Here is a 15236-nt window from a genome sequence, read left to right on the forward strand (position 1 = left end):
CGGGCGTTGATGCGCCCGCATTTTCTTTCCAGATCGTCACTCATTCACCGCGATATCGTGTTTCTTCAATAGCCCACGCAACTGGTGATAGGTTAATCCCAGCAGTTCAGCGGCCTTGCGCTGGTTAAATTTCGCCTGATTTAATGCCCGATCTATCAACCCTTTCTCTTGTTCCAGCAGCCACGGCTTCATGTCTAACGGTAAATCCGGCTGGTTGGTTACAGTATGTTGCGGCTTTTCCTGAACGGCGGTGGATCGGCTGAAGGGGTTAAGAATGATGGCATCGAGAGGCTGTTCGCTATCGCCATGACGGTACACCGAGCGCTCAACCACGTTTTTCAGTTCACGAATGTTGCCCGGCCAGTCATAAGTCAGCAGCGTCGCACGCGCGGCAGGCGTAAAACCGGGAAACAGCGGCAGATGCAACTCTCGGCACATCTGAATGGCAAAGTGTTCCGCCAGTAACATGATGTCTTGCTGACGTTCCCGCAGTGGTGGAAGCTGCACGACATCAAAGGCCAGACGATCGAGCAGATCTGCACGGAATTTGCCGCTGGCGGCCAGCGCAGGCAGATCGTCATTAGTCGCACACACCAGACGCACATCAACCTGTAGCTGATCTCTGCCGCCGACGCGCTCCAGCATGCCGTATTCGATCACCCGTAGTAATTTTTCCTGCACCAACATTGGCGCAGTGGCTAATTCATCCAAAAACAGGGTTCCGCCGTCGGCGCGTTCGAAGCGTCCCAGGTGGCGTTTCTGCGCTCCGGTAAAGGCACCCGCTTCATGGCCAAATAGCTCGGAATCAAGCAGGTTTTCGTTGAGCGCCGCACAGTTGAGAGAAACGAACGGCCCTTGCCAACGTGGAGAAAGGTAGTGCAGGCGGCTGGCGATCAGCTCTTTACCTGTACCGCGTTCGCCGATCACCAGCACCGGTTTATTCAACTGTGCCAACTGCGACACCTGTTCCAGTACCTCTAAAAAACTGTTGGCTTCGCCCAGCAGGTTCTCTTTTTCCTGAATCATGATATTTCACCGCGTTATTTTTACTAACTATTAGTGTATTTGACTAATCTAACGAAAAGTAAAAAATAGTCAAAATTATCTATCTCTTTATTTTCAGATAGTTAAATGGATTTAAAAGTTGGCATGCTTATTGATATATCTAGAACGAGATCGTGACTGGCTCGGCTGGTCACGATGATAAATCAGGCGTAATCAGACGCTGGAAATCATGAAGAGGATGTAATTATGGGTATTTTTTCTCGTTTTGCCGACATCGTGAACGCCAACATCAATTCATTGCTGGATAAAGCTGAAGATCCGCAGAAATTGGTGCGGCTGATGATTCAGGAAATGGAAGATACGCTGGTTGAAGTGCGTTCAACCTCGGCGCGGGCGCTGGCAGAAAAGAAACAGATTGCCCGCCGTATTGAACAAGCGCACGGTCAGCAAGCGCAGTGGCAGGAAAAAGCAGAGCTGGCGCTGCGTAAAGATAAAGACGATTTGGCCCGTGCGGCGCTGATTGAAAAGCAGAAGCTGACCGACCTGATCGCTGTGTTGCAGCATGAAGCCGAAAACGTGGATGAAACGCTGGATCGCATGAAGCGTGAAATCGGTGAGCTGGAAAACAAATTAAGCGAAACCCGTGCTCGTCAGCAGGCGTTGACCTTACGCCATCAGGCCGCTGCATCATCGCGTGATGTGCGCCGTCAACTGGACAGCGGTAAGCTGGATGAAGCCATGGCGCGTTTCGATCAGTTTGAGCGCCGTATCGACACGATGGAAGCGGAAGCGGAAAGCCACGGGCTGGGGAAACAAAAATCGCTGGATCAGCAGTTTGCCGAGTTGAAAGCGGACGATGAAATCAGCGCGCAGCTAGCGGCTCTTAAAGCTAAAGTTAAGCCAGCAGAGTAATCAAAGCGTAAACGCCATTGGGCGGGCTGTCGTTGCAAAATGGCAGCCAACGCTTAGCCCCGCGCTGTTTGAGGCGTGTGAATAATACTAAGGAGATACAATGAGTGCGTTGTTTCTTGCCATTCCGCTGACCATTTTCATGTTGTTTGTGGCACCGATATGGCTTTGGCTACATTACAGTCAGCGTAAAAACAGTGCTCAACTGGGACAAAACGATATGCAACGTCTGACACGCTTAACGGAAGAATCCAGCCGTATGCGCGAGCGTATCGGGGCGCTGGAAGACATTCTGGATGCAGAACACCCGGACTGGAGAAAATCGTAATGAAAAATACGTGGTCAGGTAAAAAATTATACCGCTTACCGGAAGAAGGCATGCTGAAAGGGGTTTGCGCTGGTTTAGCACGTTATTTTGACGTGCCAGTGAAGCTCGTACGGCTGATTACGGTGCTGTCGATGTTTTTCGGCCTGTTCTTTTTCACGATTGTGGCTTACATCATTCTGACCTTTATGCTCGATCCGGCTCCGGCAGGAATGGGATTTGAGGATGAAAAAGCGGCACGAACACCCAGCCAACTGCTGAATGATGCAGATGCGACATTGCAGGCCAGCGAACAGCATCTGCGCAACATTGAACGCTATGTCACCTCGGATACGTTTGGCGTTCAGAACCGCTTTCGCCACCTGTAATTTGTTATCGGTTATTACCTCCATTCGCTATAGACGCTATCCACCGTTCGGTTTGCATCGAGAGTGGGTAGCGTCGTGCTGCTTTTTTCTCCGCGATCAATGCGGTAGCCTGAATGCACTTTCGTTGCGACATGTTTTTGCAACGACATGCTTTTTCAACGACAGGAGTGATGGTTCATTCAATGAGTCGACTACAGAACGAAATTAACTCACTGGTCAATCGCGGCGTGGATCGCCATCTGAGGATTGCTGTTACTGGGCTGAGCCGTAGTGGCAAAACTGCGTTTATCACGGCATTCGTCAATCAATTATTGAATACTCACAGCGGTGCGCATCTGCCGATGTTTTCTCCCGTGCGTGAAGAGCGTTTGCTCGGCGTGAAGCGTGTGCCACAGCGCGATCTGGGCGTGCCGCGCTTCGCCTATGATGAAGGCATGGCAGCGCTGTATGGGTCGCCGCCGGACTGGCCAACGCCGACGCGCGGTGTGAGTGAGATCCGTCTGGCGTTGCGCTATCGCTCCAAAGATTCACTGCTGCGCCACTTTAAAGACACCTCGACACTCTATCTCGAAATTGTCGATTACCCCGGAGAGTGGCTGCTGGATTTGCCGCTGCTGGAGCAAACCTATCTGAGCTGGTCGCAGCAGATGAGCGGCTTGCTGCAAGGGGGCCGTACCGAATGGGCGAAGCCCTGGCTGGCACTGTGTGAGAAAATTGATCCACTGGCACCGGCGGATGAAAATCAGTTAGCCGAAGTTGCGCAGGCCTACACCGACTATTTATACCGCTGCAAACAGGAAGGGCTGCACTTTATTCAACCGGGTCGGTTTGTGCTGCCGGGCGATCTGGCGGGGGCACCCGTGCTGCAATTTTTCCCCTGGCCGCAGGTGAATAACATCGGTGAAGCCAAACTGGCGCAGGCGGATGAGAAAACCAATATTGGCATGCTGCGCAAGCGTTTTGACTATTACTGCCAGTCGGTCGTCAAAGGGTTTTATAAGGATCACTTCGTACGCTTCGACCGACAGATTGTTCTGGTCGACTGTCTGCAACCGCTAAATAGCGGCATTCATGCGTTTAACGATATGCGGCTGGCGCTGACCCAACTGATGCAAAGTTTTCACTACGGTAAGCGCACGCTGTTTCGGCGTTTGTTTTCGCCCTGCATCGACAAGTTGATGTTTGCCGCGAGTAAAGCCGATCACATTACCGCCGATCAGCACGCCAATCTGGTGTCTTTACTTCAGCAATTAGTGCAAGAAGCCTGGCAGAATGCGGCCTTTGAAGGCATTGATATGCGTTGTGAAGGTATTGCGTCGATTCAATCAACGCAGAGCGGGGTGGTCGATCATCAGGGTCAGAAAATCCCTGCGCTAAAAGGGCATCGGCTCAGCGATGGTCAACCATTGACGGTTTATCCCGGTGAAGTGCCCGCGCGTTTACCGGGCGCTGCATTCTGGCAAACGCAGGGCTTCCACTTCGATCAATTTCGTCCGCGCGAGATGACGGTAGACACGCCGTTGCCACATATCCGGCTGGATACGGTCATGGACTTTCTGCTAAAGGATAAATTGCGATGAACGAGCCATTAAAACCACGCGTCACATTCGACGATGTTTCACCGCAAGAGCCGCAGCCACAGCTGCGTGCCGGGTTGGCATTTGACGAGCAGAGCGGCACGCCATTTTCCCCGATTAGCCGCGAAGAAGAAGTGCCGGAAGAAGGCGCGGCGGAAGAGGCTATCAGTGCGGCGCTACGTCCTAAACGCAGCCTGTGGCGGCGTATGGTGATGGCCGGTGTCGCATTGTTCGGCATCAGCGCGCTGGCACAGGGCGTTCAGTCGCTGCATAACGCCTGGGTGCAACAAGATTGGATCGCGCTGGGCGGTATTACGGCGGGTAGCCTGATTGTGGCGGCGGGCGTTGGCTCGATGGCCGTCGAGTGGAGACGGCTCTATCGCCTGCGAGAACGCGCGGAAGAGCGCGATGTGGCGCGCGATCTGCTGCACAGCCACGGTGTAGGGCGCGGACGCGAATTCTGTGAAAAATTGGCACGGCAGGCAGGGTTGGATAGCGGTCATCCGGCGATGCAGCGCTGGCAGGCTTCACTCCACGAAACGCACAACGACCGTGAAGTGCTGGAACTGTATGCGCGTCTGGTTCAGCCCGTACTGGACACGCAGGCACGGCGTGAAATCAGCCGCTCGGCGGCGGAATCGACCTTAATGATCGCCGTCAGCCCGCTGGCGCTGGTGGATATGGCATTTATTGCCTGGCGTAATTTACGACTTATTAATCGTATTGCCGCGCTGTACGGCATCGAACTCGGCTATTTCAGCCGCATTCGCCTGTTCCGTCTGGTATTGGTGAATATTGCGTTTGCTGGTGCGTCGGAGCTAGTGCGGGAAATTGGCATGGACTGGATGTCGCAGGATCTTGCGGCACGGCTATCGACCCGTGCCGCACAGGGCATTGGTGCAGGTTTGCTAACCGCCCGTCTGGGCATCAAAGCGATGGAACTATGCCGTCCGCTGCCGTGGCTGGATGACAAACCGCGCCTCGGTGATTTCCGCCGTGAACTGATTAGTCAGGTAAAAGAAACGCTGCAAAAAGGGCGTTAGTGGTCAAAAAATTCGTTGAGAGGAAGAGGGGTCTCTTCCTTTTTCTTTTGTTTGTTATCTATACAGTCACACAGTAAACCTCCCTCAATACTGAAATGTTCACGTTCACATTTATGCTTTATCTGTGATCTTGATCTGTTTTTCAGTCTTGAACAGAAATGTGAACGTGCACATAATGCTCGCAGGCTGTATTTGGGGTGAACTATGAAAATTACGCAGTTAAATGTTTACGATGTTGATCTAAGGCACCGCGCACCAGCACACAACCTGATCGTGGTTGAGATTGAAACCGATGAGGGCGTGACGGGTATCGGCGAAGTCGCGATGAGCTATGGCGTCGGCGCGAAGTCTGTCATTCCAATATTGGATGCGCTGACGAAAAAATTCCTGATCGGGCAATCGCCATTCGATTCTGAGAAAATTTTCCAGCAATGTTTTGATAATACCTATTGGGGAAGAGGGCGTTCGCTGGCTATTTACGGTGCGATCAGTGCCATAGATATGGCGCTGTGGGATATCAAAGGCAAACTATTAAATGTCCCGATTTACCAACTGCTGGGAGGAAAATGCCGCGACACCATCCGGCTTTATGCCAACCATTGGTATTTTGATGCCTGGCGGCCTGAAGAATTTGCTGAAAAAGCCATGAAGGTGATAGACGACGGCTATACCGGATTAAAATTTGATCCTTTTAAAATGTCGCCAACGGGTGAGAAATCAACGCCATCCCGACCCATTAGTAAAGAATGGGGTGACATGGCGGTAGCTCGAGTTAAAGCAGTAAGAGAGGCCGTGGGTGAACACATCGATATTATGCTCGATCTTCACGGCTGCCTGAATGTTTCTGATGCCATTAAATGGGGACGAAAGTTAGAAGAGTTTGACCCTTATTTTTATGAAGAACCGACGGATACGTTATTAATCAATTCGAGCCTGGAAGTAAAGGCGGGCGTTAATTTATCGCTGGCTGGCGGAGAACGCTTATATACCCGCTTTGACTTTGCCCCTTTTATTGAAAACCGGGTGTTCGAGTTGATTCAACCTGATATGGGGTTGGCTGGCGGATTCACGGAAATGAAAAAAATTGCCTCTTATGCAGAAACACATCAGATCCAGGTTCAGCCGCATAATGCATCAGGACCGATCTTAACGGCAGCCTGTATTCAATTTGATATCAGTACGACAAATGTGCCAATACAAGAGTGGTTTCCCTATTGGCAGGATGAACGCTACAACATCGTGCAGAATGCGTTAGAACCGCAGGCTAAAAATGGTTATTTCACCGTAGGTGAAATGAAGTCGGGTCTGGGAGTGGAATTGAATCATTCCTATTTATCAAACTTTAAAAAACACACTTTCCAATAAATAAAACTTGCTAAGGTGAAAAAATGAAAAAGATATTTCTCTGCTGTAACGCAGGAATGAGCACATCCATGCTCGTAAAAAAAATGAAAGAAGCCGCAGCGGCAGAAAATATTGATGTGGAACTGGCGGCGCTTCCTTTAGAGAAATTTAACGAAGGAATCGAACAGTACGATCTGTGTTTATTGGGGCCTCAGGTTAGATATAAACTGGATGAGTTTAAGAAGATTGCTGCACAGAAAAACAAAAAAGTGGAGACAATAAATCCAATGGATTACGGCATGATGAAAGGCGACAATGTACTTAAATTCGCCCTTGGTCTGCTTTCATAATATTTTGCTAACGCCAGGGGATGATAATGAGTATCTATAATAATGTGATCTCTTTTATTGAAAGAAAAATAGCGCCCTTAGCCGGGAGCATCGGTGGGCAACGGCATGTTCTTGCCGTTCGCGATGGCTTTATTTCTGCTATGCCTTTCATGATTGTCGGCAGTTTTCTGATGATTATGGCGTTTCCGCCTTTTTCAAAAGATACGACGTTCGCGCTAGGACAGATGTGGGTGGAGTTTGCGACCAACAATAAAGACGCAATCATGATGCCATTCCGCATGACAATGGGGATAATGACGATCTATATTGCCGTTGGGATCGGGTACAACCTTTCTCAGGGGTATAATCTTAGCCCACTGATGGGCGGATTACTGTCACTCTGTTCTTTCCTTATTGTTGCTGCACCCTTTACCAATGGCAGTATTCCAGCGGCATTTATGGGTGGCACCGGTATTTTTACGGCATTGATGACATCGATATATTCAGTCGAGCTGATGCGGTTTTTAAAAACTAGAAACCTGACTATTCGTTTGCCTGAACAGGTGCCTGAAAAAATCGCCCAGTCATTTGAATTGCTTGTGCCAGTGTTGGTGATGATCGCGACGTTATATCCGTTATCACTGCTGGTTCAGCATTTTACTGGGATGCTGGTGCCTGAAGTGATTATGGCCGCCTTCAAACCCTTTGTTGCCGCGTCCGACAGTTTAACCGCCATACTCATCTGTGTGTTGATTTCCCATCTTTTATGGTTCTGCGGCATTCACGGTGCGGCTATCGTGACCAATTTACTGCAACCCTTCTGGCTGGCAAATATCGCAGCAAACCAAACGGCGCTGGAATTGGGGCAGGTGCTTCCCCATAGCTTCGTTGATCCATTCTGGCGATTCTATATCGTTATTGGTGGCTGTGGCTCCACGCTTGCGCTCGTCATCATGTATTTGCGTAGCCGTTCCGCGCATCTACGTTCGATAGGAAAATTGAGCGTTGTTCCTTCTTTTTTTAATATCAATGAACCCGTTATTTTTGGTTCGCCAATTATCATGAATCCTTTGATGCTGATCCCTTTTGTGGGTGCGCCGCTAATTAATGCAACGGTAGCCTGGTTTGCATTGAGTTCAGGGTTTGTTGATAAGCCGATGTCTATTGTTCCCTGGACGACACCTTCTCTTTTAGGGGCTCCGTGGGCAGCAGGGTGGTCTATTGGACCAGTCATCTTAGTGCTGACTAATTTCGCTATTTCTTGTGTGATATGGCTTCCCTTTTACAAGGCGTATGAAAAGCAGCTATTAGCGCAAGAAGCAGAATCTAAAGCGTAAAAAATCATTTAATTTTGAAAGAGGGTGACGTTATGGATCTTGAATTGGAAATAATGGAGATCATTACCAATGCGGGAGAAAGTAAAAGCGAAGCAATGATCGCATTACAGCATGCGAAAAAAGGCGAATGGGAAGCCTGCGATAATGCATTGATTCGTTCGCGAGAAGCGGCAAGCCGGGCACATTTAGTGCAAACTAAATTGATCGGCATGGATGAAGGGGAAGGAAAAATTCCTGTAACATTAGTTATGGTTCATGCACAGGATCATTTAATGACATCCATGCTGGCAAATGACTTAATCAAAGAAATGATTGAACTCTACCGCGATAAAGTGTAATAGTTTCAGTTAATTTGATAGTAAATAAGCAGTGTCGCAGTCAGGCATTGCTTTTCTTTATAATGGAATTCTATGTCAACAATAGTCGATGTTGCCCGGATGGCAAATGTGTCGCGTGCAACGGTAACTCGCGTACTTAACGAGCCGGAAAAAGTTAAGGAAGAGACAAAGTTACGCGTCGAGAATGCCATCAAGCTATTGAACTATAAACCCAATTTAAGCGCCCGCTCATTGGTAAGCAAAAGTAGCGGCGTGATAGGCATGCTTATTCCTAACAACGTGTCAGGCTTCTTTGGTTCAGTGATGAGCGCAGTGCATAAAGAAGTGAATGCCAAAGGCAAAATGCTTATGGTGCTGGAAAGTGCCGGGCAAGATGAAGAAGAAAATGCATTAAGAAAATTGGATGAAATCAACTGCGATGGATTTCTTCTCTACACCCGCCATTTATCAACCGAAACGATTAAAGCCTATACTGAAAATAAACCTGTAGTATTGCTCGATGCTTCTGGTTCGGCGGATATTTATTCCGTTTCATTCGATCATTATTTATCGGCATTTGATGCTACAAATAAATTGATTGCGGCAGGTCATAAAAAAATCGCCGTAATTGGTGGGCCGAAATCCCGGCATAGCGCGACCCAACGTTTAAAAGGCTGCATTGATGCTATCCGAGCGGTTAATAAAACGTGGGGAGACGAATATCATATCCAAGGCAGTTACGATCATGTCTTCGGTGAAGAAGCAACATTAACATTAATACAGCGGAAGCTAGATATTACGGCCATTGTCTATTGTGGTGAGCGTGCCTGTTCGGGCGGATTAAAAACGCTACGCTTACAGGGTTTGTCTGTTCCTGACGATATTTCGGTCATTTCTTTTGATAGCTTTGGGCTCACTGAATATTTGGCACCACATATTGATAGCGTAGTGTATCCGGTAAAAGAAATGGCGGAGTATGGGGCAAGAGAGATTCTTATGAAGTTGACGCGTAAGGATTATCTTATACAGTCGCGACAGTTTCCCCATTCCTTTATCCAAGGGCAATCTATTAGCCAGGTACGTGACGAACCGTAATCGTACGTTAATCGACAGTCCGTTATTATAGAGAACGGCAATAGAGAACAGGCAGAATACCGGTATGGCAGGGAGTATCGTTGTTACAGAATCGTGTGTAGGATAAATACTCCTCATTTCTGTATAACAGGACGTTTTTATGATTCTCGGTAAAAAATTGACGCTGGCGGCGCTGTCGCTGTCGGCAGCCATTCTCTGTTTGCCTGCCAGCGCGCAGCTGGTACTGGCACCTGCCGATGCTGAACGTTACGCGCAAAACAGCTTCCCTGAATATCTCGAATTACTGACGCTGCAAAATGATGCCGCCGTGCCTGCGGATATCGAACATAATGCCGACTGGCTGGAAAAGGCGTTTCAGAAACGCGGTTTTACCACGCAGAAGTTGAATAATGGTGATAAGCCGCTGGTTTATGCTGAGTTTGGCACGCCAAAATCCGATCGTAAAACCGTTCTGTTCTACATGCATTTTGACGGGCAGCCCGTGACCCCGACCGAGTGGAAAACGCCGCCGTGGCAGCCTGTGCTAAAAGAAAAAGATGCCGCCGGAAAATGGCAGATGCTGCCTGAGTCGCGTCTTCTGAAAGGCGATATCAACTCGGAATGGCGCATTTTCGCCCGGGCATCGGCCGATGATAAAGGGCCGATCGTGATGTTCCTCGCGGCAATGGATGCGATGAAGGACAAAGGTGTGGAACCCGCCGTCAACATCAAAGTGTTGCTGGATTCCGAAGAAGAAAAAGGTTCACCCGGCCTGACGACGGTGATGGCCGAGCATCTGGCGCTGCTGAAAAGCGATGGCATGGTGATTTATGATGGTGCAATGCCGTCCAGCAATCGTCCTGGCATCAATTTTGGCAATCGTGGCTCAATCCAGATCGACATGACGGTTTTCGGTGCGAATGCCGCAGCCCACAGCGGAGGCTATGGGAATGTCATTCCAAATCCGGTGCAAAATTTGGTTACGTTACTGGCCAGTATGAAAGATGCGGACGGCAAGGTCACGATCCCCGGTTATTATGACCGCGTTACGCTCAGCGATAGCGATAAAAAACAGGTAGCGGAGACGGCACCACCTGCTGGCTCACTGGAAAAACGCTTTGGCCTCGCGCAGTTGGATAAGGTTGCAGGCAATGCGGCAGAGGCGGTGCAGTATCCTTCGCTGGATATTCTCGGCATTAAAGCTGGTGACACAGGAAAGAAAGCCTCTAATGCTATTCCATCAACCGCGACCGCTAGTGTAAATATCCGCACTGTACCGGAAACACCGCCGGATGATATGTACGCGCTTTTACGCCAGTACATTGCCAGCAAAGGTTTTCATATCATTGCCGGCGAATTGCCTACACAGGCAGAACGCGAGCAGTATCCACATCTGATTTCACTTCACCTGACGGCTTATCCGAGTAGCGCCTATGCGGCCAGAACCGAGATCGACTCACCGTTGGGTCACTGGGCCGTCGCCACCACAACTGCACCGCGCGGCATCGCTCCGGAGAAGAACCGGATGATGGGCGGTACGCTGCCGATGAGTGGTGCGGTCAGCGTGTTGAAAGTGCCGTACGTGATCGTCCCTCTGGTTAATGCCGATAATAATCAGCATAGTTTTGATGAGAATTTACGTCTCGGTAACTATCTGGAAGGCATCCGGACCATTGTGGCGATGGCAACCACGCCGCTGTCTTAACCCCGTTTCGTTATTGACGTGGAAAAAACGTACAGATGTGTCAACTTTTGCTGCCACTTTACTTCATCCGGTGCAAACGAAAGGGTATTATCAGTAGCAATAGCCATGTCGTGTCTCTTGAAGAAGGTAGCCGTTGATGCATCTGGAAGTTATTTGTGAAGACCGCATTGGTATGGTCCGTGAGTTGTTAGATCTGCTTGCGTCACGCCATATTGATTTACGCGGCATCGAAATTGCGTCTATTGGCCGTATTTACCTCAATTTTGCCACCCTCGATTTTGATGATTTCCGTCCACTGATGACGGAAATCCGCCGTATTGAAAGCGTCAGCGATGTGCGCACCGTGGCGTTTATGCCATCTGAACGTGAACATCGGGCGTTGAATGCGCTGCTGGAGTCTATGCCTGAGCCAGTGTTCTCGCTGGATATGAAAGGGAAACCTGAACTGTTTAATCCGGCCGCGCTGGCGCTGTTTGAACAATCGGCAGAAACCATCAGCGAATTGACGATTGCCACGATGATCCCCGGTTTCAATTTCACCAACTGGCTGGAGAAGAGCAGCTCGGTCGTCGCGGAGCGCGTGGTGATTCGTGGTCAAGATTTCTTGCTGGAGATGACGCCCGTCCGTCTGGAAGATGATGCTGGTAACGTGGCAACGGCAGGCGCACTGGTGATGTTGAAATCGGCTGCTCGCATGGGCCGACAGTTACAGAATCTAGTCGTAAACGATGATAATGAATTCGATCACATCGTTGCTGCTAGCCCGAAAATGCGTCAGGTGGTTGAGCAAGCACGCAAGCTGGCGATGCTGGATGCGCCGCTGTTGATCGTTGGTGACACGGGGACGGGCAAGGATATGTTGGCGCGAGCCTGCCACCTGCGTGGGCCGCGTGGCAAAAATCCTTTCCTGGCGCTGAACTGCGCAGCATTGCCCGATGATGTAATGGAAAGCGAGCTGTTCGGCCATGCTTCCGGCGCGTATCTCAATGCGCAGGAAGGTAAAAAAGGGTTCTTCGAGCAGGCTAACGGCGGCTCGGTTCTGCTGGATGAAGTCGGTGAAATGTCGGCACAGATGCAGATTAAACTGCTGCGTTTCCTGAATGATGGGACATTCCGCCGCGTGGGCGAAGATCACGAAGTTCATGTGGATGTGCGGGTGATTTGCGCGACCAAGAAAAATCTTCTGGAACTGGTGCAGCGCGGGGAATTTCGTGAGGATCTTTATTATCGCCTCAACGTGCTCACGTTGATGTTACCGCCGTTGCGTGAACGTCCGGCCGACATTATGCCGCTGGCTGAACTCTTTGTGGCGCGTTTTGCCGACGAACAGGGAATTCCTCGTCCCAAGCTGGCAGCAGATGTGGAACATTTCCTGCCGCAGTACGGTTGGCCGGGTAACGTTCGGCAGTTGAGAAATACCATTTATCGCGCGCTGACGCAGTTGGAAGGTAGCGAATTGCATATGCAGGACATCGATCTCCCTGCGTTTTCGATTGATGCACCACAAGATGAAACCTTGCTGGATGGTTCGCTGGATGACATCAACAAGCGTTTTGAGCGCTCCGTGCTGACTCGTCTTTATCAATCTTATCCAAGCACACGTAAACTGGCGAAGCGGCTAGGTGTGTCGCACACGGCGATAGCCAACAAACTGCGGGAATATGGACTAAGCCAACGCAAACCTGCGGGGGATGACGAAGAGTAAATAACAAAACGGCTGCTTGCGCAGCCGTTTTGTTATGAGAAGGAGGATAGTAGATTCAGGCATACCACAAATCAGAAGATGTAGGGAGCGTGAAGCGATCTGTAATCATTTCTGAGTGTAATTGAACGTATTGGTCAACGAGCTGATCCATATTACTGGCATGTGAAGCAGCGGCATTCGAATAGTTAGGAACAACGAGAGACTTAAATTTTAATCCAAGATCGCCAGCATCATAGTTTTCAATAATGGCTTCTGCGGGATCCAGATTAGCAAAAGAAGCCGATACGAGCAGCGTTGTTCCGGACAAAGTATAACGAACAATAAATTGATCGCCCAACGTTTCATCAATCATATTCCTGCTTCCCCCAAGCGCAGGCGAAAAATTCATAGGGTTAGGGATAGCAGGATAAAACACAGCGGTATCACCATCTTGAAGCGCGACTTCTCCTCCGGGGTTTGACGAATTACTGCGAACAATAAATCCACCTTTTAATTCTATACCGAGGTCTCTTTGGTTAGTTAACTGATTTATAGAGGAAAGATTAATGTAAAGTTTGTCATTGCTATCAGCATCTTTGATAGTGTTCACACCCTGAGTGATAACGAATTTATCTGCACCTCCGTTGCCGTAAATAATGTTATCTCCTCTTCCGCCAATAATAATATTATTTTCACTATTGCCATATTTGATATCATCAAATGATGTGCCAATAATATTCTCTATATTTCTGATTGTCAGGGATCCTTCACCTTCGAAGGGGATGACTATTTCGTTACCGACTAATGAAAGATCAACGCCATGGTTAATATGGGAAAGGTCAATAGTATCGCCATACCCAGTTGTAGAGCCTAATAAATCCACGATGATGTTTTCATTAGATACAGGACGTTCCTTTATAATAATAGTGTCAGAGTTACTTGTCCCTTCGAGTTTCTCTATGCTATAAGCATAATCATGACCTTTATAAATACTATACCCTTCAGATGGCGATTTATCGACAGAGAATCTCCAGTTATACAGAGGACTGTCTATTTCTTCAAAAATAATACTGAGTTTCAGCGGTACGGTGTTATCTCCACCATCGCGAGTAGCATGATATGATAACGTGTCATAACCCATCCCACCATCAATAAGTGCGCTGCCGGGGATAAGGCCTAGATAGGTCGTAGGGACGCCAAGAATGTTGTCATTTCCTATACCGGCATGCACGATGTAATTAAGATAGTTTGCTCGGTCACCTATCCAAAAGTCCTTATAATCGTCATCGCCTTGACTACCAGATGAAAAGCCTAAATTTGTAGTTTGAAATAAGACTTTATCATAAGGTAGTTTATTACCAGCTAAAAATGGGTGATCGGTTGGTAGTGCGTATGTTGCACTAATAAAGTTATTGGTTTTTTCGATAATTTCTTGCTGTGATTTATCGACGTTTTCAAAGCTGCGAATAACGGCGTAAATAGATTCTAGCAAGTTATAACTATCAATGGTTTCTTGGTTAGCCTGAAGTGCGGAAATCAAGTCATAAGTTCCGCTATGCTCTTTTATGACGCGATCGACAATACCACTCCCAGTCCGTATTTCTGCATTAACTTCCTCTGTGGTTAATAACCACTCTTCATAAAACCGATCATAGCCTAAGAAAGAGAAAAGCATTGTGCCAGCCCAGCCTGTAAAGTCGCCTTCTGGATAAATATCACCCTGAAACACTTTTCTAGCAGCTTCACCACCGTCTAATACGCCTAGCCCCTCTAATCCGGGAAGTAAGCCATTGTGGTTAAGTATATTTCTAACCAACTCAAACCCTATATTGTTTGATGCCTCATTGATTTTATTATTAAGTATACTTAATTCGAGTTCGTTCAGTTCTCCATAACGTAATTCATACTGTATCTTGGTATAATTCCTAATGAAAACGGAATATACGCTTGATTCGTTATTGACTTCACGAGCACCCTGTAACCAAGTATAGACCTTAAAATAATCACCAACATTTATGCTAGGTACAGGAATATAACTGAGGATTTTATCATATAGCGGAACAGCGAGCGATTTCTCTCCTGTGCCAGATTGGATTAGCTGTTTATCAAGTAATGTTCTAAGCTCTTTCTGTTGTGGTTCAGATAGAATGAATCCGCCATTTCCGTAATGATATTCATAGGTGATCGCCATATATCTATCTCCATGTAATATAAGATTA

Annotated in this window: 15 protein-coding genes; 12 read left to right on the top strand and 3 right to left on the bottom strand. The window is 48.3% G+C overall.

From position 1 onward, the window contains the following. Positions 1-36 precede the first annotated feature (36 nt). Positions 37-1026 (bottom strand): phage shock protein operon transcriptional activator, encoded by a 990-nt coding sequence (pspF, locus tag DUT67_RS09430; RefSeq protein ID WP_113631629.1) that lies wholly within the window; start codon positions 1024-1026, stop codon positions 37-39. Positions 1027-1251: 225 nt separating this feature from the next. Here pspF and pspA point away from each other — a divergent pair, with 225 nt between their 5' ends. From pspA to pspC, 3 genes are all read left to right on the top strand, one after another. Continuing rightward, entirely contained in the window at positions 1252-1917 is a 666-nt protein-coding gene (gene pspA / locus DUT67_RS09435; protein ID WP_113631630.1) for a phage shock protein PspA, read from the top strand. A 100-nt stretch (positions 1918-2017) separates the two neighbouring features. Next, complete coding sequence (pspB, locus tag DUT67_RS09440) at positions 2018-2242, top strand: envelope stress response membrane protein PspB (RefSeq protein WP_113627893.1); 225 nt, start codon at positions 2018-2020, stop codon at positions 2240-2242. After that, positions 2242-2607, top strand: coding sequence for an envelope stress response membrane protein PspC (gene pspC / locus DUT67_RS09445; RefSeq protein ID WP_113631631.1), 366 nt, complete (start codon positions 2242-2244; stop codon positions 2605-2607). Before pspB ends, pspC begins: the two co-directional genes overlap by 1 nt. A 14-nt stretch (positions 2608-2621) precedes the next feature. Here pspC and DUT67_RS09450 read toward each other — a convergent pair whose 3' ends face one another. Then, positions 2622-2756 (bottom strand): hypothetical protein, encoded by a 135-nt coding sequence (locus tag DUT67_RS09450; RefSeq protein WP_262983977.1) that lies wholly within the window; start codon positions 2754-2756, stop codon positions 2622-2624. A 33-nt stretch (positions 2757-2789) separates the two neighbouring features. Here DUT67_RS09450 and DUT67_RS09455 point away from each other — a divergent pair, with 33 nt between their 5' ends. From DUT67_RS09455 to tyrR, 9 genes are all read left to right on the top strand, one after another. Further along, positions 2790-4187 (top strand): YcjX family protein, encoded by a 1398-nt coding sequence (locus tag DUT67_RS09455; RefSeq protein WP_113627894.1) that lies wholly within the window; start codon positions 2790-2792, stop codon positions 4185-4187. Continuing rightward, positions 4184-5227 (top strand): YcjF family protein, encoded by a 1044-nt coding sequence (locus DUT67_RS09460; RefSeq protein WP_113631632.1) that lies wholly within the window; start codon positions 4184-4186, stop codon positions 5225-5227. Before DUT67_RS09455 ends, DUT67_RS09460 begins: the two co-directional genes overlap by 4 nt. A 204-nt stretch (positions 5228-5431) precedes the next feature. Next, entirely contained in the window at positions 5432-6592 is a 1161-nt protein-coding gene (locus DUT67_RS09465; RefSeq protein WP_113627896.1) for a mandelate racemase/muconate lactonizing enzyme family protein, read from the top strand. Positions 6593-6615: 23 nt separating this feature from the next. Continuing rightward, positions 6616-6921, top strand: coding sequence for a PTS sugar transporter subunit IIB (locus DUT67_RS09470; protein ID WP_048259885.1), 306 nt, complete (start codon positions 6616-6618; stop codon positions 6919-6921). Between the two features lie 26 nt (positions 6922-6947). Next, positions 6948-8237, top strand: a complete 1290-nt coding sequence (locus DUT67_RS09475; protein WP_048259886.1) for a PTS sugar transporter subunit IIC — start codon at positions 6948-6950, stop codon at positions 8235-8237. Between the two features lie 32 nt (positions 8238-8269). Next, on the top strand, positions 8270-8575 hold the full coding sequence (locus DUT67_RS09480) for a PTS lactose/cellobiose transporter subunit IIA (RefSeq protein WP_048259887.1): 306 nt from the start codon (positions 8270-8272) through the stop codon (positions 8573-8575). A 72-nt stretch (positions 8576-8647) separates the two neighbouring features. Continuing rightward, positions 8648-9649, top strand: coding sequence for a LacI family DNA-binding transcriptional regulator (locus tag DUT67_RS09485; RefSeq protein WP_113631633.1), 1002 nt, complete (start codon positions 8648-8650; stop codon positions 9647-9649). Between the two features lie 139 nt (positions 9650-9788). Beyond that, positions 9789-11333 (top strand): M20/M25/M40 family metallo-hydrolase, encoded by a 1545-nt coding sequence (locus DUT67_RS09490; RefSeq protein ID WP_113631634.1) that lies wholly within the window; start codon positions 9789-9791, stop codon positions 11331-11333. Positions 11334-11469: 136 nt separating this feature from the next. Beyond that, positions 11470-13038: a transcriptional regulator TyrR gene (tyrR, locus tag DUT67_RS09495; RefSeq protein ID WP_113631635.1), complete on the top strand. Its 1569-nt coding sequence runs from the start codon at positions 11470-11472 to the stop codon at positions 13036-13038. A 55-nt stretch (positions 13039-13093) separates the two neighbouring features. Here tyrR and DUT67_RS09500 read toward each other — a convergent pair whose 3' ends face one another. Further along, the gene (locus DUT67_RS09500) at positions 13094-15208 is read right to left on the bottom strand and encodes a calcium-binding protein (RefSeq protein WP_113631636.1); all 2115 of its coding nucleotides are present in this window, start codon (positions 15206-15208) and stop codon (positions 13094-13096) included. Positions 15209-15236: the final 28 nt, after the last annotated feature.

This window comes from Pectobacterium peruviense, assembly GCF_003312355.2.
GTDB classification, from domain to species: Bacteria; Pseudomonadota; Gammaproteobacteria; order Enterobacterales; family Enterobacteriaceae; genus Pectobacterium; species Pectobacterium peruviense.